This window comes from Amycolatopsis sp. NPDC051371 (genome assembly GCF_040682155.1).
In the GTDB taxonomy this organism is placed as follows: domain Bacteria; phylum Actinomycetota; class Actinomycetes; order Mycobacteriales; family Pseudonocardiaceae; genus Amycolatopsis.
This window is the reverse complement of the sequence record NZ_JBFBAG010000018.1, coordinates 161,044-180,756: the sequence shown is the minus strand read 5'-3', so window position 1 is coordinate 180,756 and position 19,713 is coordinate 161,044. Positions and strand designations below refer to the sequence as shown.

The window sequence follows — 19,713 nt, the reverse complement described above, 5'->3', positions numbered from 1 at the left end:
CCGGCTGACCGCCGCCGGCCTGATGACACCGCCGGGGCAGGCGATGGTCGACCTCGCGCGGCGGACGGGGACCTGGGACGCGCTGGCCGAGGCTTTAACACTGTTTCTCACTCACGACCCTCACGCGAGCCGCAGCGCGTACTTCTCCAGCTCCGGCCGCCCGAACGGCAGCTCGCTCTCGTCGAGGGCCGCGCAGTCGAGGCCGCGCAGCAGGTACACGGCCAGCGCCTGGGCCGTCGCCGGCTCGTCCAGGACTCCTCCGGCCTGCTTCTCGGCATACGCCCGCAATCGCTCCACCGCCGCGGGGAACCCCGAGCGGTAGAACGTGTACGTCGCCGCGAAGCGCGTCGGCAGCTGGTGCGGGTGCAGGTCCCAGCCCTGGTAGAAGCCCCGCTCCAGCGACCGGCGGACCAGCCTGAGGTGCTCGGCCCACGCTTCCGGGAGCGCGTCGCCGATCGGAAGCTTGTTGGTCGAACCGTCGGACAACCGGACGCCGGTGCCGGCCGCCGCGACCTGCATCAAGCCCTTGGCCAGGTCCGCCGCCGGGTGCTCCATGCTCTGGTACGCCGCGGCGATGCCCAACCCTGCGCTGTAGTCGTACGTCCCGTAGTGCAGTCCCGAGCACCGGCCCGCCGCGGCCTGCACGATCCGCGCCACCGACAGCGTCCCGTCGAGGTCCACAATGGACTGGGCCGTCTCGATCTGGACCTCGAACCGCAGGGTCCCCGCGGCGAGCCCGTACGCGGATTCCAAGTGCTCCAGCACTTCCGCGGCCACCGACACCTGCTCGACCGCCGTCACCTTCGGCAGCGTGACGACGAACCCGGGCGGCAGCGGCCCGTTCTCGAGCAGCGATCCCAAGAACAAGTCGAGCGTGCGAATGCCACGCCGGCGCGTCGCCGCTTCGAAGCTCTTGAAGCGGATGCCGCAGAACGGCGTCCCGCCGGTGGTGGCCAGGGTCTGGCCCGCCGCCCGCGCGGCCGCGTCCTCGACGTCGTCGGGCACGCGGCCGAAGCCGTCTTCGAAGTCGATCCGCAGGTCCTCGATCGGCTCGGTCAGCAGCTTCGCGCGGACGCGTTCGTACACGCCGTCGTCGACGCCGAGGAGCTCGGCGTGCTCGATGAAGACGCGCATCGCCTGCTTGCCCCAGTCGGCTACCAGGCGGGTCCGGTACTGCGACGCCGGGACGTAGACCGTGTGCACCGGCTGCCGTCCCGGCCGCTCCCCCGGGTACGACGCCGCGACGCGCGCGTCGGCCTCGGCCAGGCGCGCGTCGGCGGCGTCGTAGACGTCTTCGGGAAGACGCACCTACTTGATCCGCTCGTAGGCGGGCAGCGTCAGGAAGTCGGGGAACTCGTCGGCCAGCGCGACCTGCTCGAACAGCTCGACGGCCGGCAGCAGCCGGTCGGCGGGCAGCTCGCGGGCGAGCTCGCCGCGGACGTCGGCCAGCACGCCGCGCACCAGCTCCGACGTCACGACGTCGCCGGTGTCCAGGGTGGTCCCGTTCTTGACCCACTGCCAGATCTGCGACCGCGAGATCTCCGCCGTCGCCGCGTCCTCCATCAGGTTGTGGATCGCCGCCGCGCCGTTGCCGCTCAGCCAGGACGCGATGTAGCGGACGCCGACGTCGACCGCGGCGCGCAGGCCGCCCGCCGTCGCGCCACCCGGCGTCGAGGCGACGTCCAGCAGCTGGTCTGCGGTGACGTCAACCTCGTCGCGGGTGCGCCCGAGCTGGTTCGGCTCGTCGCCGAGGACCTTGTCGAACTCCTCCTTGCAGAGCTCGACCATGCCCGGGTGCGCGACCCAGGAGCCGTCGAAGCCGTCGCCGGCCTCGCGGGACTTGTCCGCGTGCACCTTGTCGAAGGCGCCCTTGTTGACCTCGGGGTCCTTGCTCGGGATGAACGCGGCCATGCCGCCGATCGCGAACGCGCCGCGCTTGTGGCAGGTGCGCACCAGCAGCTCGGTGTAGGCGCGCATGAACGGCGCGGTCATGGTGACGGAGTTGCGGTCCGGCAGCACGAACTTCTCGCCCGCGTCGCGGAAGTACTTGATCACGCTGAAGAGGTAGTCCCAGCGGCCGGCGTTGAGGCCCGACGCGTGCTCGCGCAACTCGTAGAGGATCTCCTCCATCTCGAACGCGGCCGGGATGGTCTCGATCAGCACGGTCGCGCGGACGGTGCCGTGCTCGATGCCGAGCGCCTTCTCCGAGTGCGTGAAGACGTCGTTCCAGAGCCGCGCTTCGAGGTGGCTCTCCATCTTCGGCAGGTAGAAGTACGGGCCCTTGCCGCGCTTCAGCAGCTCGGCCGCGTTGTGGAAGAAGTACAGACCGAAGTCGACGAGCGCGCCGACGGCTTCGCGGCCGCCGAAGGACAGGCCGCGCTCGGGCAGGTGCCAGCCGCGCGGGCGGACCACGATCGTGGCGTGCTCGACATCGTCCTTCAGCGCGTAGCTCTTGCCGCCGCTCTCCAGCGAGATCGTCTCGCGGACGGCGTCGTACAGGTTGACCTGGCCGGACACGACGTTCGCCCAGTGCGGGGTGTTGGCGTCCTCGAGGTCGGCGAGCCACACCTTCGCGCCGGAGTTGAGCGCGTTGATGGTCATCTTGCGGCTGGTCGGCCCGGTGATCTCGACGCGGCGGTCGCGCAGCGCGGGCGGGGCGCCGGCGACCTGCCAGTCGCCCTCGCGGATCTCCTTCGTCTCCGGCAGGAAGTCGAGCCTGCCGGTGGTCCGGGCCTCCTCGCGGCGCTTGCTCCGCGCCTGGAGCAGCTCGTCGCGACGGCCGGCGAACGCGTCGTGCAACCCGGCGAGGAAGTCGAGCGCCGCCGGGGTGAGGATCTCGTCGCCGCGCTCGACCGGCTCGCCCAGCACCTGGACTTCAGAAGACATGGGGAAACACCTCGAAGGTTCGGATCTTTGGATAACGGCCCTACGGTTTTCTACCAGCCGGACTATAGTTTCTGCATAGCGGAACCTCAACGCCGACGTAAGGAGGGCCACCGGTGGCAGCGGAGAAGAACGGACGCGACGGCGGCGTCCAGTCCCTGCAGCGCGCCTTCGAGCTGCTGGAACACCTCGCGGACACCGGCGGGGAGGCCAGCCTGTCGGAGCTCGCGACGCTGTCCGGGCTGCCGATGCCGACGATCCACCGGCTCATCCGCACCCTGGTCGACCTGGGGTACGTCCGGCAGAACACCAACCGCCGCTACGCGCTGGGCGCGCGCCTGATCCGGTTGGGCGAGAACGCGAGCATGCAGTTCGGCGCGTGGGCGCGGCCGCTGCTGGCCGAGCTGGTCGAAGAGGTCGGCGAGACGGCGAACCTGGCGGTCCTGGAGCGCGACGAAGTCGTGTACGTGGCCCAGGTGCCCTCGAAGCACTCGATGCGGATGTTCACCGAGGTCGGCCGGCGGCTGCTGCCGCACGGCACGGGGGTGGGCAAGGCGATGCTGGCGCACCTGCCGTCGTCCGACGTGCGCTCGCTGCTTTCGCGGACGGGCATGCCGGCGTACACGGAGCACACGTTCACCGACGCGGACGCTTTGGCTGTCGAGCTGGCTCGGATCGCTCAGCAGGGTTACGCGCTGGACGAGGCGGAGCAGGAGCTGGGCGTGCGGTGTGTCGCCGTGGCGGTGCCGGGCGCGCCGGTGCCGGCGGCGGTCTCGGTGTCGGGGCCCTCGGGGCGGCTGACCGCCGAGGCCGTGGCGCATATCGCCCCGGCGGTGCAGCGGGTGGCGGACGCGTTGGGCGCGAGCCTGTCCCAAGCGGCAGTCACGGTCTGACTCTGAGTCAGACCCGGTCACTCGGAGTCCGATCGTGCCAGTACCGAGAACCCCATGGATAACCGCGAACGCACGCTCGACGGTGTCTTCGCCGAGCTGGACAGCCGCCTCGAGCAGCTTGTTCAGCTCGCCCAGCTAGTGGACGAGAAACTCGCCGGTCAGGTCAGCTCCCCCGCCAGCAAGTCCATCAGCAGCCCGTCGTGCCAGGTGCCGTCCGCGGCGCGCTCGTAGTCGCGCAGTACGCCGACCGGCCGGAATCCCACCTTCGTGTAGACCCGGATCGCGGTTTCGTTCGACGCCGCCGGATCGATCGTGAGCCGATGGTGGCCGCTCTCCAGCAGGTGACGGGCCAGCGCGCGGAGTGCGTCCGTGCCGATGCCGCGGCCGTGGAAGTCCGGGTGCACCGAGATGTCGATGCCGGCGTGACGGTACTGCGGGTCGAGCTCCTCGCAGCTTTGGATCAGCCCGACGACCACGCCGTCGAGTTCGATCGCGTAGACGGAGTAGCCCTCTTCGACGGTGTACAGGCCCTCGGTCTCGACGTCCGGGTCGCCCCACCAGCGGGCGACTTCCGGGGTGGCGAGGATTTCGCGCAGACGAGCGCGGTCGGTTGCGACGATCGGGCGTAGGAGCACCCGCTCGCCGTGGATGGTGGTCATGATGGTTCCTCCTTCGTAGCGAATGACGGCTTGGGGACGTCTGTTACGAGGAGGGGCACGAGCGGACGTGCGTCAACCGGGCATGCCCCGGAGTGTGCGCGGCCACGCGGCCGCCCGTCATCCGATTTTCGCCGGAGGGACCGCCGATGGACCCGCACACCGGTGGCGCGCTCGCCTGGCTCGCGCAGGGCGCCGCTTCGAACCTCTTGGACCGGCTGGTCGACCGCGCCCTCGACGGCTCGCCGCCGTCACCCGCGTGGCCGCACCCGGCCGGCGCGCCCGCCGGGACCGTCGAGATCAGCGTGCGGCACCACGTCTCCGTGAAGGGGCGCACGCCGGTGATCCTCACGTTGCAAGAAGACGGCAGCCGCACGGGCACGGTGTTCTCGGTGATGCTGGGGCACACCACGCGCATCGCGGTGCCGGGCGGCCGCTACTTCGGGGCGGCGATGGTCGTCGACCCGCTGCGGCGCACCCGCTCCGGCCCGGCGCTGCAAGGCATCGGCTGGTCCCGGCTGACGGTCGCGGCGCGCCGGACGTCGCCGTTCCTCATCCCGGTCCAGCGCCCGACGACGCCGGTGCTGCTGCAGCTGGGCCTGCGCAAGGCGGACGGGACGCCGCTCTTCCGGATCTAGCCCAGCAGGGCGTCCACGAAGGCACCCGGCTCGAACGGCGCCAGGTCGTCCGGCCCTTCGCCCAGCCCGACCAGCTTCACCGGGACGCCCAGCTCGCGCTGGACCTGGAACACGATGCCGCCCTTGGCCGTCCCGTCCAGCTTCGTCAGGACGATGCCCGTCACGTCGATGACCTCGGCGAACACGCGGGCCTGCATCAGCCCGTTCTGGCCCGTCGTCGCGTCCAGCACCAGCAGGACCTCGTCGACCTTCGCCTGCTTCTCCACGACGCGCTTGACCTTGCCCAGCTCGTCCATCAGGCCCGTCTTGGTGTGCAGGCGGCCCGCGGTGTCGATCAGCACCGCGTCGACGCCGGTGTCCACGCCACGCTTGACCGCGTCGAACGCCACCGCCGCCGGGTCCGCGCCTTCCTTGCCGCGGACGACCTCCGCGCCCACGCGCTCGGCCCACGTCTGGAGCTGGTCGGCCGCCGCCGCGCGGAACGTGTCCGCCGCGCCCAGCACCACCGACTTGTCCTGGGCCACCAGGACGCGGGCGAGCTTGCCCGTGGTCGTCGTCTTGCCCGTGCCGTTGACGCCGGCCACCAGGACCACCGCGGGCTGCTTCTTGCCGTCGACGATGTGCGGCAGCGCCCGCACCGCGCGCTCGCTGTCCATGGACAGCTGCGCCGTCAGCACCTCGTGCAGCACCTCGCGCGCCTCGGCCGACGACCGGATCGCGCGGCGGGACAGCTCGTCGCGCAGCCGCTCGACGATCTGCGTCGTGGTGGCCGCGCCCAGGTCGGCCATCAGCAGCGTGTCTTCGACGTCCTGCCAGGAGTCCTCGTCGAGGTCGCCGGCGCCGAGCAAGCCGAGCAAGCTGGTCCCGAACACCGACCGCGACTTCGACAGCCGGCCGCGCAGTCGCTCCAGGCGGCCGGTCGCCGGGTCGATCTCCTCGACGACGGGAGCGGTCGCGGGCTCTTCGGGGAGCTTGACGTCGCGGACCGTGCGCTGCGCCGAGTCACGCGGCACGGCGGCGTCGTCGCCCACCGCGGGCTGCCCCTCGGTCTCCGGCCGGTCCTCGACGGGGTGCTCGACGGCGGGTTCCTCGACCGGCGGAGCCGTCCCGCCGGGCGCGAGCGCGATGCCCCCGCTGGCCGCGTAGGAGCCGCCCTTCGGCTTCTCCTCGACCTCGCGCTGGGCGTCCAGGGTGATCCGGCGCCGGCGCGCGACCAGCAGGCCGGTCACCAGGAGGGCGACCAGCACGACGACGGCGAGGACTACGAACAAGAACCAGGTGCTCGACACGCGCCCATCCTTTCATCCGCACCGCGGAGACCCGGACACCCCGTCCGCACAGGCAATTCATAACGATGTAGATCCCGATTGGGCCAAGACTTCACCGCGCGGGGTTGCGCCACCACGGACCCTGCACTAAACCCCTCCGGATGGGGAAAAGCGCGAGCCACGGCTTCCGGGTGATCGGGCTGATTTCGGGCACGTCGGTCGACGGCATCGACGTGGCCGCCGCCGACCTGCACGCCGAGGACGGCACCGTGGTCATGACGCCGCTGGGCGAGCTCGACGTCCCCTACCCTGAACCGCTGCGCGAAGGCCTGCTCGCCGCGTTGCCGCCGAACCCTTGCACCGCGGGCGAGCTGACCCGGCTCGACACCGGCGTCGGCCAGGCGTTCGCCGACGCGGCCGCGCGCGGCGCCGAAGAACTGGCCGGGGGCGACGCACACCTCGTCGCCTCGCTGGGCCAGACGGTGTTCCACTGGGTCGAGGACGGCCACGTCCGCGGCACGCTGCAGCTCGGCCAGCCCGCCTGGATCGCCGAGCGCACCGGGCTGCCGGTGCTGGCCGACCTGCGGGCCCGGGACGTCGCCGCGGGCGGCCACGGCGCGCCCCTGGCGAGCACGTTCGACGAGCTGTGGCTGCGCGGCCTGGCCCAGGACACCGGACACCCGGTCGCCGCGCTCAACCTCGGCGGCATCGCGAACATCACCGTGGTCGCCGACAGCGAGCCGGCGATCGCCTACGACACCGGGCCCGCCAACGCGCTGCTCGACCTCGCGGCGCACCGCGTCACCGGGCGCCGCAGCGACGTCGACGGCCGCCTCGCGCTCGGCGGGTCCGTGCGCTCCGACCTGCTCGACCGGCTGCTCGCCGATCCGTACTTCGCCGCCGCGCCCCCGAAGTCCACCGGCAAGGAGTACTTCAACGCGCCCTACCTCGACGCCGCCCTCGCCGGGCTGCCGCCGGTCGGCTCCGGTGACCTCCTGGCGACGCTGACCGAGCTCACCGCGGTGACCGTCGCCGGTGAGTGCCTGCGCCACGGCGTCACGACGGTCATCGCCTCCGGCGGCGGTGTCGCGAACCCGGCCCTGATGACGGCGCTGGCCCGGAACCTGCCCGACGCGGTGCTCAAGACCAGCGACGACCTCGGCCTGCCCGGCGCCGGCAAGGAGGCGTACCTCACCGCGCTGCTCGGCTGGCTCACCTGGTGCGGCGTACCCGGTACGGTGCCGTCCGCGACCGGTGCCCGCGGGCCGCGCCTGCTCGGCGCGCTCGTCCCGGGCGCCGGGCCCCTGATCCTTCCCGCCCCGCTGGGGGGCACCGTGACGCGGTTGCGAGTCGCGGAGAAGGCCGGATGAACAGACAGTAGGAGAAGTCCATGCGCGGTGTTGACCTCGCCATCATCGTGGTCTACCTGGCGGCGATGCCGCTGATAGGCGTGCTCGTCGGCCGGAAACAACGGTCGGCGGCCGACTACTTCGTCGGTGAGCGCAGCCTCCCGTGGGGTGCGGTGATGCTGTCCGTGGTGGCCACGGAGACCTCGACGCTCACCGTGATCAGCACGCCGGGGCTCGTCTTCGGCAACGCGTTCCTGTTCCTGCAGCTGGCCTTCGGCTACATCATCGGCCGGGTCATCGCCGCGTTCGTGCTGCTGCCGCGGTACTTCAAGGGCAACCTCGTGAGCGCGTACGCGTTCCTCGGGAAGCGGTTCGGCTCCGGGCTGCAGGGCACGGCGTCGGTGACGTTCGTGATCACCCGGCTGCTGGCCGAAGGCGTCCGCCTGTTCGCCGGCGCGATCCCGATCAAGGTGATCCTCGGGCACTACAACATCCACCTGGACTACTGGGTGATCGTGGTGATCCTGACCGCGCTGACGCTGATCTACGCCTACATCGGCGGGATCAAGGCGGTCGTCTGGGTGGACGTCATCCAGCTCACGCTGTACCTCGGCGGCGCGGCGGTGGCCGCGATCGTGCTGCTCAACAAGCTGCCGGGCGACTGGATGAGCCAGGCGTCCGACGACGGCAAGTTCATGCTCGTCGACTTCACGAAGAACCTGCTGACCAGCCCGTACGCCTTCATCACGGCGGTGCTCGGCGGCGCGGCGCTGTCGATGGCTTCGCACGGCGCGGACCAGCTGATCGCGCAGCGGCTGATGGCCACGCGCAGCCTGCGCGACGGCCAGAAGGCGCTCATCGGCAGCGGGATCATCGTCACCATCCAGTTCGCGCTGTTCCTGCTGGTCGGGGCGATGCTGTGGGTGTTCAACGGCCGCAAGTCGGTCGCGCAGCTCGGCCTGCAGAGCCCGGACGACGTGTTCTCGCGGTTCATCATCGACGACCTGCCGGTCGGCGTGTCCGGCCTGCTCATCGCCGGTGTCCTCGCTTCGACCATGGGTGCTTTGGCGTCGGCGCTCAACGCTCTTTCGACGTCGACGGTGGCCGACCTCTACCAGCGCTTCACCAAGCGTTCGGCGGAGGATTCGAAGCTGCTGCAGCACGGTCGCATGTGGACGTTGATCTGGGCGGTCGTGTTCGCGCTCTTCGCGTCGCTGTTCTCCACCACGAAGAACTCGGTCATCGAGCTGGGCCTGGCCATCACCGGGTACACCTACGGCGCGCTGCTCGGGTCGTTCCTGCTCGGCCTGCTGATCAAGAAGGCCCGGCAACTGGACGCGATCATCGCGTTCGTCGCCACGGTCGTGGTGATGGCGTTCGTGATCCTCGGGGTGAAGTTCAGCGCGAAGACCGGTGGGCTGATCGGGATCGACTTCTCGAAGGCGGCCGGCGATCGCGTGGCTCTCGCCTACCCCTGGTACACGCTGCTGGGCGTGGTGATCACGCTGGTCGTGGGCGGGTTGCTCTCGCTGCGCCACCGGACGCCGGACCCGAAGGCGGCCGAGGCCAACGCTGTCGGCGAAGCGGAAGAGGTTCCCGCCGCCTGATCCTTCTGAACCGTTTCCGGTGGGCGCCCGTGTCGGTGATCGGGTGCCCGCCGGGAAGCGGCGGGAAGGATCGAAGGTGGGTTCATGAAACGGATGACGGTGGCGCTCGCGGTCGGCGCCCTGGTGCTCGGCGGCGCGGCGACGGCTTCGGCCAGCCCGGCGGGCCCGAAGGTGCCGGACGCGATCAAGGTCCCGGCCGGCAACCGCGCACTGGCGAGCTACCCGGCCGAGGGCGTGCAGATCTACGGGTGCACCGCGGGCGCGTGGACGCTGATCCAGCCCGCGGCGGTGCTGTCCAGACACGGCAAGCCGGTCGCCCTGCACAGCAAGGGTCCGGTGTGGACGTCCATTGTGGATGGCAGCACGGTCGGCGCGGCGGCGGTGGCGAACTCGCCGCAGCCGGACGCGATCCCGCAGCTGCTGCTCAAGGCGAACCTGAACAGCGGTGACGGCGTCTTCGGCAAGGTGACCTACATCCAGCGGCTCAACACGCGCGGCGGGGTGGCTCCGGCGGGAGCCTGCACCGAAGGCGCCCAGACGGCGGTCCGCTACTCGGCCGACTACGCATTCTGGGTCGCCGGATAAGCGGATGTGGACCTTCTCCCGCTCCCGTAACCTGGGAGCGGGAGAGGGGGTCTCACATGGGGTTCTTCATCGGCATCGGCGTGGTGCTCGTCGTGGTCCTCGTCGTCGCGCTGGTCATGGACCGATCCGACCGCAAACGGGGCGTCAATCGCGGCTTCATCACCCCGCGCGGCCGCCGGGCGCGGGTCGACGACGGGCGCTGGGTCGGCAACGACCTGGGCACTTTCGACGCCCGGGCGAAGCCGGACGAGCGCGCGCCGCGCGAAGACGAGATGTGAACCGGGTCAGCCGACCGGGACCGGCTCGTCCTCGGCCGTCCGCAGGCGCTGCGAAATCACCTTCGTGATGCCGTCGCCCTGCATGCTCACGCCGTAGAGCGCGTCGGCGATCTCCATGGTCGGCTTCTGGTGGGTGATGATGATCAGCTGCGACGAGTCGCGCAGCTGCTCCAGCAGCCCGATCAGCCGGCGCATGTTGGTGTCGTCCAGCGCGGCCTCGACCTCGTCCATCACGTAGAAGGGTGAGGGCCGGGCGCGGAAGATCGCGACCAGCATGCCGACCGCGACCAGCGACTTCTCGCCACCGGAGAGCAGCGACAGCCGCTTGACCTTCTTGCCCGGCGGGCGCGCTTCGACGTCGACACCGGTGGCCAGCAGGTCGTCCGGCTCGGTGAGGACCATCCGGCCCTCGCCGCCCGGGAACAGCACGCTGAACACCGTCTCGAACTCGCGGGCCACGTCCGCGTAGGCGCCGGCGAAGACCTCGAGGATCTTCTCGTCGACCTGCTTGATGACCGCCTCGAGGTCCTTGCGGGTGTCCTTGAGGTCCTCCAGCTGCGTGGAGAGGAACTTGTAGCGCTCCTCCAGCGCCGCGAACTCCTCCAGGGCCAGGGGGTTCACCTTGCCCAGCAGGGAAAGGTCCTTCTCGGCGCGCTTGGCGCGGCGGGCCTGGGTGTCGCGGTCGTAGGGCATGGGCGGCGGCGGGGTGACGTCCTCGCCGCGGTCCTTGGCCGCTTCGTACTCGGCCATCTCGCCCGCGCTCGGCGGGACCGGGACGTCCGGGCCGTACTCCTGGACGAGGTCGGTGAGGCCGATGCCGAAGTCCTCGGCGATCTTGGCTTCCAGGGTCTCCAGCCGCAGCCGCTGCTCGGCGCGCAGCACCTCGTCGCGGTGGACGGCGTCGGTCAGCTTCTCCAGCTCGCCGGTGAGCTCGCGGACCTTGGCGCGGACGCCGGTCAGCGCGGCTTCGCGGCTCTGGCGGCGGGCCTGGACCTGGTCGCGTTCGGTGGCCGCGCGCTGGACCGACTGCTCGATGCGTTCGAGGGCGATCTCGCCGCCGTTGACGACGGCGTTGGCGATCTCGGCGCCGCGCTTGCGGTTCGCGGCGGCACGCTCGGCGCGCTCGCGGGCCTGCTGCTCGGCGTGCGCGGCGCGGCGCAGGCCCTCGGCCTTGCCCGCGATGCCGCGCGCCCGCTCTTCGGCGGTGCGCTGCGCGAGCCGCGCTTCCATCTCCTCCTGACGGATGACGGCCAGCTCTTCGACGGCGGCGTCGCGCTCGGCGGTGTCCGGGTCGTCTTCGACGGGCTGCTCGGCGACGGCGGCGAGCCGTTCCTCCAGCTCGGCGAGCTGCTGCAGGGCCTGCTCGCGGCTCTGCTCGACCTTCGCGCGCTGCCCGGAGAACCGCTCGACCTCGGCCTGCGCCTGGCGGGCCGCCTGCTGCATCCGGTTGAGCCGCTCCGACGAGCGCGCCTTGCGGACCTTGGCCTCGCCGAGCGCGTCCTTGGCCTGCGAGACCTCTTCGCGGCGGGCCTGCTGCTCGGCGCGGGCGCCTTCCAGCTCGGCGGCGTAGCGCTCCAGCGAGCGCTCGGCCAGCCGGAGCCGCTCGCCCGCTTCGTCGACGGCGGCCTGGACCTCGATGACGCTCTCGCGCTTGCCCGAGCCACCGATCGCCCAGCGGGAGCCGAAGACGTCGCCTTCGGCGGTGACCGCGCGGACGTCCGGGTGCACGGCGACCAGGTGGCGGGCCGCGTCGAGGTCGCGGACCAGGGCCAGCTTGTCGAGGGCCTGCTCGACGGCGGGCCGCAGCTGCGCCGGCGCCGTGACGACCTCACGGGCCCAGCGCGCGCCTTCCGGCAGCGAGGGCCACGAGTAGGTGTCCACAGTGGACTCGGGGCCGCCGAGCAGGATGCCCGCCCGGCCGGAGTCCGTTTCCTTCAGGTACTTCAGTGCGCGCAGGGCGTCTTCGCCGCCGGTGACGGCGACCGCGTCGGCCACCGGGCCGAGCGCCGCGGCCAGCGCGACCTCGTACCCCGGCTCGACGGTGAGCAGCGCGGCGACCGAGCCGAGCAGGCCCGGCAGCTCGTGGGCCGCGCCGAGCAGCGCGCCCGCGCCGTCCTTGCGCCGCAGGCCCATCGACAGCGCCTCGACGCGCGCCTTCTCCGACGCGATCTCGCGCTCGGCGGTGCGTTCGGCCTTGACCAGCTCTTCGACGCGCGCCTTGGCCGCGTTGTTGGCCTCGACCGCGCGGTCGTGGCGGTCCATCAGGCCGGCGTCGTCGGATTCCTCGACGCCGCCCTCGGCCTTGGCCATCTCCAGCTCTTCGACGGCGATCTCGGCGCGTTCGGCGGCCTCTTCGAGGGACACGCTGAGGCGGTCGATCTCGTCGGAGGTGGCGCCGTTCTTGCTGCGCAGCGCCTCGACCTGGCCGGTCAGCTTGGCCATGCCCTCGCGGCGGTCGGCGATGGCGCGGACGGCGGCCCAGTGCGCGCGCTCGGCGGCCTGAACGCGCTGTTCGAGGTCCTCGCGCCGCAGGACGGTCTGGGCGAGCAGCTCCCGGGCCTCCATGACGGCCTCGTTCAGCTCTTCTTCCTGCTCGGCGACGCGCTCGGCCTCTTCGAGGAGCTCCTCGGGGTCGCGGCCGCCGGTCGACGTCGAGACGTCGGCCGAGAGGTGGCGCTGCCGCTCGATCGCGAGCCGGACGGTGCCGCGCAGGCGCTCGGCCAGCGCGGAAAGCTTGTACCAGGTCTCCTGGGCGGTCTGCAGCAGCGGCGCGTCCTCGGCGAGCGACGACTCCAGCTCGGTCTCCTCGGCGGAGACGATCTCGAGGGTCTGCTCGACCTCGGCGCGACGCTGGCGGGCGGTCTTCTCGTCGGCCTCGTCACGGGTGATCGCGCCGCGCTGGGTGACCAGGTCGTCGGCGAGCAGGCGCAGGCGGGAGTCGCGCAGTTCGGACTGGACGGCCTGGGCCCGGCGGGCGATCTCGGCCTGCTTGCCCAGCGGCTTGAGCTGGCGGCGCAGCTCGGTGGTGAGGTCGCCGAGGCGGTCGAGGTTGCCCTGCATGTTGGCCAGCTTGCGCAGGGTCTGTTCCTTGCGCTTGCGGTGCTTGAGGACGCCGGCGGCCTCTTCGATGAAGGCGCGGCGCTCTTCGGGCTTGGATTCGAGGATCGCCGAGAGCTGGCCCTGCCCGACGATGACGTGCATCTCGCGGCCGATACCGGAGTCCGACAGCAGCTCCTGGACGTCCATCAGGCGGCAGCGGTCGCCGTTGATCTCGTACTCGCTGGCGCCGTCGCGGAACATCCGGCGGGTGATCGACACCTCGCCGTACTCGATCGGCAGGGCGCCGTCGGCGTTGTCGATGGTGAGGGTGACCTCGGCGCGGCCGAGCGGGGCGCGGCCCGCGGTGCCGGCGAAGATGACGTCCTCCATCTTGCCGCCGCGCAGGTCCTTGGCGCCCTGGGTGCCCATGACCCAGCGCAGGGCGTCCAGCACGTTGGACTTGCCGGAGCCGTTCGGCCCGACCACGCAGGTGATGCCCGGCTCGAAGCGCAGCGTGGTGGCCGAGGCGAAGGACTTGAAGCCCTTGAGCGTCAGGCTTTTCAGGTGCACTGGGTGCTGACCCCTCTGGCTGCCGGTACTGGCGATTCAATCGTCCAAGGCTACCCGGGGGTCCCGGCGGGCCGCCGGACGCGCCCCCTCATCGGCGCGCCTTAGCACAGCCGCAGCGGTCTCAGCAACCTCGTGCGCCACACCCGCCCCGGAAGTACCAAGGCCCTCGCTACCGCTCGACGAACCCGCCGAGTCCCCCTTTCGGGTCGGACCAGCGCTCGGCGACGTTTTCCACACTTCCGGGTGATTCTCCGGACCGCAGGGCGGTCAGCAACCGCTCACAGTGGTCTCGATCACCCTCCGCTATGACCTCGACACGCCCGTCAGGCATGTTCCGGGCGCTGCCCACCAGCCCGAGTTCGAGCGCCCGGCTGCGGGTCCACCAGCGGAAACCGACGCCCTGGACGCGCCCGCGCACCCACGCCGTCAACCGCGTGTTCGTTTGTTCCTCACTCACGCTTTCCTCCCTTTCGGACTCTTCGACTGCGCACAGTGATCGCACAGGCCCACTACCTGGGCGAATAGGGCACCGACGGTGATAGCCTCGCCGCCGAGGTCGTCCTCCCGGGTTCCCCCGCCGGGGGAAGCAGTGATCGATTCACGGCCTCGCTGCATCCTTGAGAACACCGCGCCTCTTCCCGAACCCCCGAGGAGCCTGTAATGCCCCGCCCCGACGGGTCCGCATCGAGCTCGCACGTGACCAGGATCGACACCGCCCCGCCGAAGAGCAGCAAACCGAACCGCACCGGGTACGTCGTGCTCGGGGTGGCCGGTCTGGTGGTCGCGACCGCGTTCGCCGCGGTCGCCGAGCTCGCCGGCCCGGACCCCGCCAGCACCGCGGGCGGCACCGGTGGCACCGGCGGCCAGGGCACCTCGCAGGCCGGCCTGCAGACGGTGCCGAACACCCCGTCCTCGGCAGGCCCGTCGACCGCCGGCGCCCCGACGTCGGAGTCGTCGGCGACGTCCTCGACCGCGCCGAGCACGGTCGTGTCGATCAGCCCGGACGGCAAGACCACGACGACGGTCGTCACCCAGGCTTCGCCGCCCCCGCCGCCGCGCGACGACACCGGCGACCCGCCACCCGTGACCTCGACGACGCCGAAGCCCCCGCCGACCACGACGAAGACGCCGCCGACCACGACACCGACGACGACGCCAGACGACCCGCCGCCGAGCACGACGACCGGCGGGGGCGGGACCAGCAGCGCGGGCTCGCCGTCGCCGAGCACGAGCGACTCCCCGACGTCGGGCGGAAGCACCGCGCACGCGCAGTAAGAGATTCCGACGCCCCAAGGCGGCCTTGGGTGCGTTGAACGCACCGAAGGCCGCCTTGGTTGCGTTGAACGCACCGAAGGCCACATTGGGGCGGGCGGGCGGGCGGTTCAGCCGCCGCGCTTGAGCCGATGCGCGAACAGCCTCCACAGATAGACCGTCAGCAGGGCCCCGGCGCCCGCGGCCGCGACGCGCAGCCACCTCGCCCAGCCGACGGCATCGCCGTCGAAGGCCGTGAGGATCCAGCCGGACGCCCCGAAGGTCGCCCCCACGGCCAGCGTCAACAGGATCACCAGCGGGATGCGCTCACCGCCGAGCAGCCACGTCTTCGACCCGTCCATGCCCGGTGAGGTACCCCGCCGAAAGCCGTCCTAGACGTCGAAGCGGTAATCCGGGCGCGAGAGGTCAAGTGCCGCCGAGGCGGCGGCGCAACGACTCCGCGGCCGCGCCCCCGAGCGTCACGCAGGCTCCGAGGATGCCGCGAGTCCACGGCTCCTCGACGCCGAACGCGGCCGCCACCCCCACGCCCGCGAGACAACCGATCGCCGCCAGGGCGAGCAGCGCCGGCAGGCGGGCCGTCCGGGCGCGCCGCGGCGGGGACTCCGGCTCGGTCATCAGCGGTTCCCGCGCGCCTGGACGTACCGGAACCAATAGCACCCGGCCAAGACCAGCCAGGCCACCGTCACCACGACCTGGACCACGCTCTGCCACTCCGACACTCCCCCGTCCCAGGCGAGAAAGCCGGAACCGATCGCGCCCACGGTCCAGAAGATCGCCAGCGCGAGAGCGGCCTTCGCCGGCAACCGGCCGCCGGGTATCCACTTCCCCTCAGTCACCTGAACGAGGTACCCGCTTCCTCAGACCTCGAAGCGGTACCCCATGCCCGGCTCGGTGAGCAGGTGCCGGGGCCGCGAAGGCTCCGGCTCCAGCTTCCGACGCAGCTGGGCCAGGTACACCCGCAGGTAGTGGGACTCCCGTTCGTACGACGGGCCCCACACCTCGTGCAGCAGCTGCTTCTGCGCCACGAGCCGCCCGCGGTTGCGGACCAGCAGCTCCAGCACGCCCCACTCCGTCTTCGTCAGGTGGACTTCCGCGCCGTCGCTGAGGCGGACCTTCTTCGCGGCCAAGTCCACGCTGAACGACGACGTCTCCACCACCGCGTCCACGTCGTCGGCGCCCGTCACCGCCGAGCGGCGGACCGCCGCGCGCAGGCGGGCCAGCAGCTCGTCCATGCCGAACGGCTTCGTGACGTAGTCGTCCGCGCCGGCGTCGAGGGCCTCGACCTTGTCGGCCGAGTCGCCGCGGGCGGACAGCACGATGATCGGGACCGTCGTCCAGCCGCGCAGACCCGCGATCACCTCCGTGCCGTCCAGGTCCGGCAACCCGAGGTCGAGCACGACCACGTCGGGCTTGGTCTCGGCCACCGCCTTGAGCGCGGCGGTGCCGTCGTGCGCGGTGATCACCTTGTAGCCGCGGGCGTTCAGGTTGATCCGCAGCGCCCGCACGATCTGCGGCTCGTCGTCGACCACCAGCACGGTGGCGCCCGTGTCGTTCATCGCACCTCCTCGAACGTGACGCTGTGCGCGGGCAGCGAAATCACCACGGTGAGCCCGCCGCCCGGGGTGTCCTCGGCGCGGATCGTGCCGCCCATCGCCTCGGTGAACCCCTTCGCCACCGACAGCCCGAGCCCGACGCCCGGTGTCGTGTCCCGGTCGCCGCCGAGGCGCTGGAACGGCGCGAACGCCGAATCCGCGGTCCCTTTGCGCAGCCCCCGGCCGTGGTCGACGATCCGCAGCTCGACGTGCCCGGAGTGCGCGGAAGCCCGCGCCGAAACCGGGGCGCCGCCGTGGCGTAGGGCGTTGTCCAGCACGTTCGCGACCACCCGCTCCAGCAGGCCGGGGTCGGCGAGCACCGCCGGGAGCTGGTCGTCCACGGCGACCCGCACTTCCTCCGAGTAGTCTACATTGGACAGTGCGTGCGCGACGACCTCGTCGTAGCCCACCGGACGCAGGAGCGGCTTCACCGCGCCGGTGGCCAGCCGCGACGAGTCGAGGAGGTTGTCGATCAGCCCGGCCAGCCGGTCGGCCGACAGCTCGATGGCCTCCATCAGCTCGGCGGTGTCCTCTTCGGACAGAGCGAGGTCGGGCGCGCGCAGGCTGCCGATCGACGCCTTGATCGACGTCAGCGGCGTGCGCAGGTCGTGCCCGACCGCGGACAACAGCGTCGTGCGCAGCTCGGTCGCCTCGGCCTTGCGCTCGGCGCGGGCCGCGGCGGCCGCCGTCCGCTGCTGGCGCAGGGCGAGCAGCGCCTGCCCGGCGACGGCTTCCAGGACCCGCCGGTCGGCCGCCGGGAGCGCCCGCCCGCGCAGGGTCAGGTGGACGTCGGCGGTGACGGCGATGTCCACATCGGCCTCGTCCGGGTCGGCGCACGGGTGCTCTCCCGCGGTCGCGACGCCACGCCAGGCGCCGTCCTGCTTCTCCAGCAGCGTCACCGACGTCAGCGCGAAGTTCTCCCGGACCTTTTCCAGCAGCCGCTCGATCGGGTTCGTGTGGGTCAGCACGGTCCGGGCGTAGGAGGCGAGCAGCGCCGCCTCGGTCCGTGCGCGCGCCGCCTGCGTGGCCCGCCGCGCCGCTTGGTCGACGACCAGCGCGACGAGCACCGCGACCACGACCATCGCGATCAGCGTCACGAGGTTTTGCGGCGTGTGCACGGTCAGCGTGTACAGCGGTGGCGTGAAGAAGAAGTTGAGCAGCCCGGCGCCGAGCACGGCCGCGAGCAGCGCCGGGCCGAGGCCGCCGACCAGCGCCACGACGACCGTCGCCAGCACGTAGGAGATGACGTCGGTGGCGAAGTCGAGCCCGGCCGGGATGAAGAAGCCGACCACGGTGACCAGCACCGGCAGCACGACGCTCAGCACCCAGCCCACGACCAGGCGCGAGAACCCGAGCGGGCTCGCGCTGAGCCGGGCCCGCAAGCGGCCACCCGCCTCGGAGTGGGTGACCATGTGGACGTCGATCGATCCGGACTGCCGCACGACGCCGGCGCCGATGCCCTCGTCGAACAGCCGCGCCACGCGCGACCGCCGCGAGGTGCCGATCACCAGCTGGGTCGCGTTGACGCCGCGGGCGAAGTCCAGCAGCGCGGTCGGGACGTCGTCGCCGACGACCGTGTGAAAGGTCGCGCCGACCTCTTCGGCCAGGGTGCGGCAGCGGGCGATCGCGGCGGGGCCGAGCCCGGACAGGCCGTCGCCGCGCAGGATGTGGACGACCTGCAGCTCGGCGCCCGCCCGGGTGGCGATCCGGCTGGCGCGGCGGATGAGCGTCTCGCTCTCCGCGCCGCCGGTGATGGAGACGACGACGCGTTCGCGCGCCTCCCAGGTGTCGGTGATCCGCTGCTCGGCGCGGTAGCGCTGCAGGGCGACGTCGACCTGGTCGGCCACCCAGAGCAAGGCCAGTTCGCGCAGGGCGGTGAGGTTGCCGGGGCGGAAGTAGTTGCCCAGCGCGGCGTCGATCCGCTCGGCCGGGTAGACGTTGCCGTGCGCGAGGCGTCGCCGCAGCGCCTCCGGCGTGATGTCGACCAGCTCCAGCTGTTCGGCCCGGCGGACGACCTCGTCCGGCACGGTCTCTTGCTGGGTGACGCCGGTGATCCGCTCGACGACGTCGTTGAGGCTCTGCAGGTGCTGCACGTTGACCGTCGACAACACGTCGATGCCGGCTTCGAGCAGTTCCTCGACGTCCTGCCAGCGCTTGGCGTTGCGCGAACCCGGGACGTTGGTGTGCGCCAGCTCGTCGACGACGGCGACCTCGGGCGCGCGGGCGAGGATCGCCTCGACGTCCATCTCGTCGAAGTCGCGGCCGCGGTGGCCGGCGTACCGCCGCGGGACGACCTCGAGGCCGTCGAGCAGCACCGCGGTCTTCTCGCGGCCGTGCGTCTCCACCAGACCGACGACGACGTCGGTGCCGCGGTCGAGGCGGCGGCGTGCCTCGCCGAGCATGGCGAAGGTCTTGCCGACGCCCGGAGCCGCGCCGAGGTAGATCCTCAGCTCTCCTCGGCGCGGCCTGTTTGCGGTGGTCACGCTGTCAGTGTGCCCCTCCGGCCGCACCCTGCACGGCCAAGTTGAGCTGGAGCACATTCACCCCGGGGACGCCGATCCCGGCCCCGGACGTGTTCGCCTCGACGAGCTGCTTCACCCGATCCACCGGCAACCCGGTCACCCGGGCCACGCGGGCGATCTGGAGATCGGCGTAGGCGACGCTGATCGCCGGGTCGAGCCCGGATCCCGATGCCGTCACCGCGTCCGGCGGCACCTGACCGGGTGACACGCCTTCGCGCTCGGCGATGGCGGCGCGCCGCTCCTGGATGGCCTTCACGAGGTCCTCGTTGTACGGGCCCTTGTTGGACGCGCCGGACGGCATCTCGGGGGTGACCGCCGACGGCCGGGTGTGGAACCACGGGTCGTGCGCCGGGTCGGCCGGCACCGGGTCGACGCCGATCAGTGACGACCCGACGGCCTGGCCGTTCTGCGTGACGACCGAGCCTTCGGCGTTGCCCTCCAGGCCGGGGATGCGGGCGATCGCCCACACCGCCAGGGGGTAGAGGATCCCGAGCAGGACGGTCATCACGACGAGGACGCGCAGCCCGGCCCAGGTCTGCTTGACGAGAGTGTTCACGACAG

The 19,713-nt window shown here is 71.7% G+C and carries 19 protein-coding genes; 7 read left to right on the top strand and 12 right to left on the bottom strand.

Annotated elements, in window-relative coordinates; all coding sequences use genetic code 11:
• Positions 1-120 precede the first annotated feature (120 nt).
• Both AB0M59_RS23185 and aceB read right to left on the bottom strand, forming a co-directional pair.
• Positions 121-1,308, bottom strand: a complete 1,188-nt coding sequence (locus AB0M59_RS23185; protein WP_364618094.1) for an aldolase/citrate lyase family protein — start codon at positions 1,306-1,308, stop codon at positions 121-123.
• A complete protein-coding gene (gene aceB / locus AB0M59_RS23180) occupies positions 1,309-2,886 on the bottom strand; it encodes a malate synthase A (protein WP_364618092.1) in 1,578 nt (525 codons plus the stop codon).
• A 113-nt stretch (positions 2,887-2,999) separates the two neighbouring features.
• On the opposite strand from aceB, the gene AB0M59_RS23175 reads away from it, so the two are divergent.
• Positions 3,000-3,776 (top strand): IclR family transcriptional regulator, encoded by a 777-nt coding sequence (locus tag AB0M59_RS23175; protein ID WP_364618090.1) that lies wholly within the window; start codon positions 3,000-3,002, stop codon positions 3,774-3,776.
• Between the two features lie 158 nt (positions 3,777-3,934).
• Here the strand turns inward: AB0M59_RS23175 and AB0M59_RS23170 are convergent, their stop codons facing one another.
• A complete protein-coding gene (locus tag AB0M59_RS23170) occupies positions 3,935-4,435 on the bottom strand; it encodes a GNAT family protein (RefSeq protein ID WP_364618089.1) in 501 nt (166 codons plus the stop codon).
• Positions 4,436-4,581: 146 nt separating this feature from the next.
• Between AB0M59_RS23170 and AB0M59_RS23165 the strand changes: the two genes are divergently transcribed.
• On the top strand, positions 4,582-5,070 hold the full coding sequence (locus tag AB0M59_RS23165; protein WP_364618087.1) for a hypothetical protein: 489 nt from the start codon (positions 4,582-4,584) through the stop codon (positions 5,068-5,070).
• On the opposite strand, the gene ftsY is transcribed toward AB0M59_RS23165, so the two are convergent.
• On the bottom strand, positions 5,067-6,359 hold the full coding sequence (ftsY, locus tag AB0M59_RS23160; RefSeq protein WP_364618086.1) for a signal recognition particle-docking protein FtsY: 1,293 nt from the start codon (positions 6,357-6,359) through the stop codon (positions 5,067-5,069). The two genes, AB0M59_RS23165 and ftsY, sit on opposite strands and share 4 nt — an antisense overlap.
• 140 nt (positions 6,360-6,499) lie before the next feature.
• Between ftsY and AB0M59_RS23155 the strand changes: the two genes are divergently transcribed.
• The 4 genes from AB0M59_RS23155 to AB0M59_RS23140 all read left to right on the top strand — a co-directional run bounded on the left by AB0M59_RS23155 (position 6,500) and on the right by AB0M59_RS23140 (position 10,157).
• Positions 6,500-7,708: an anhydro-N-acetylmuramic acid kinase gene (locus tag AB0M59_RS23155; protein ID WP_364618084.1), complete on the top strand. Its 1,209-nt coding sequence runs from the start codon at positions 6,500-6,502 to the stop codon at positions 7,706-7,708.
• Between the two features lie 20 nt (positions 7,709-7,728).
• The gene (locus AB0M59_RS23150; RefSeq protein ID WP_364618082.1) at positions 7,729-9,294 is read left to right on the top strand and encodes a sodium:solute symporter; all 1,566 of its coding nucleotides are present in this window, start codon (positions 7,729-7,731) and stop codon (positions 9,292-9,294) included.
• An 84-nt stretch (positions 9,295-9,378) separates the two neighbouring features.
• Positions 9,379-9,879 carry a DUF3455 domain-containing protein gene (locus tag AB0M59_RS23145; RefSeq protein WP_364618080.1) on the top strand — a complete coding sequence of 167 codons (501 nt, stop codon included), beginning with the start codon at positions 9,379-9,381 and terminating at the stop codon, positions 9,877-9,879.
• A gap of 56 nt (positions 9,880-9,935) precedes the next feature.
• Positions 9,936-10,157: a hypothetical protein gene (locus tag AB0M59_RS23140; protein WP_364618079.1), complete on the top strand. Its 222-nt coding sequence runs from the start codon at positions 9,936-9,938 to the stop codon at positions 10,155-10,157.
• Between the two features lie 6 nt (positions 10,158-10,163).
• Here AB0M59_RS23140 and smc read toward each other — a convergent pair whose 3' ends face one another.
• Both smc and AB0M59_RS23130 read right to left on the bottom strand, forming a co-directional pair.
• Positions 10,164-13,766 (bottom strand): chromosome segregation protein SMC, encoded by a 3,603-nt coding sequence (gene smc / locus AB0M59_RS23135; protein WP_364618077.1) that lies wholly within the window; start codon positions 13,764-13,766, stop codon positions 10,164-10,166.
• A 169-nt stretch (positions 13,767-13,935) separates the two neighbouring features.
• Positions 13,936-14,223, bottom strand: coding sequence for an acylphosphatase (locus AB0M59_RS23130; protein ID WP_364618075.1), 288 nt, complete (start codon positions 14,221-14,223; stop codon positions 13,936-13,938).
• 239 nt (positions 14,224-14,462) lie between these two features.
• Between AB0M59_RS23130 and AB0M59_RS23125 the strand changes: the two genes are divergently transcribed.
• Positions 14,463-15,041, top strand: coding sequence for a hypothetical protein (locus tag AB0M59_RS23125; RefSeq protein ID WP_364618073.1), 579 nt, complete (start codon positions 14,463-14,465; stop codon positions 15,039-15,041).
• Between the two features lie 107 nt (positions 15,042-15,148).
• On the opposite strand, the gene AB0M59_RS23120 is transcribed toward AB0M59_RS23125, so the two are convergent.
• The 6 genes from AB0M59_RS23120 to AB0M59_RS23095 form a co-directional block, all read right to left on the bottom strand.
• Positions 15,149-15,379 (bottom strand): hypothetical protein, encoded by a 231-nt coding sequence (locus tag AB0M59_RS23120; protein WP_364374985.1) that lies wholly within the window; start codon positions 15,377-15,379, stop codon positions 15,149-15,151.
• A gap of 64 nt (positions 15,380-15,443) precedes the next feature.
• The gene (locus AB0M59_RS23115) at positions 15,444-15,653 is read right to left on the bottom strand and encodes a hypothetical protein (RefSeq protein ID WP_364618071.1); all 210 of its coding nucleotides are present in this window, start codon (positions 15,651-15,653) and stop codon (positions 15,444-15,446) included.
• The gene (locus AB0M59_RS23110) at positions 15,653-15,874 is read right to left on the bottom strand and encodes a hypothetical protein (RefSeq protein ID WP_364618069.1); all 222 of its coding nucleotides are present in this window, start codon (positions 15,872-15,874) and stop codon (positions 15,653-15,655) included. Before AB0M59_RS23110 ends, AB0M59_RS23115 begins: the two co-directional genes overlap by 1 nt.
• A 21-nt stretch (positions 15,875-15,895) precedes the next feature.
• A complete protein-coding gene (locus tag AB0M59_RS23105; protein WP_364618067.1) occupies positions 15,896-16,594 on the bottom strand; it encodes a response regulator in 699 nt (232 codons plus the stop codon).
• Entirely contained in the window at positions 16,591-19,113 is a 2,523-nt protein-coding gene (locus AB0M59_RS23100) for a DUF4118 domain-containing protein (protein WP_364618065.1), read from the bottom strand. The genes AB0M59_RS23105 and AB0M59_RS23100 overlap by 4 nt, the downstream gene beginning before the upstream one ends.
• A gap of 4 nt (positions 19,114-19,117) precedes the next feature.
• Positions 19,118-19,708 carry a potassium-transporting ATPase subunit C gene (locus AB0M59_RS23095; RefSeq protein WP_364618064.1) on the bottom strand — a complete coding sequence of 197 codons (591 nt, stop codon included), beginning with the start codon at positions 19,706-19,708 and terminating at the stop codon, positions 19,118-19,120.
• Positions 19,709-19,713: the final 5 nt, after the last annotated feature.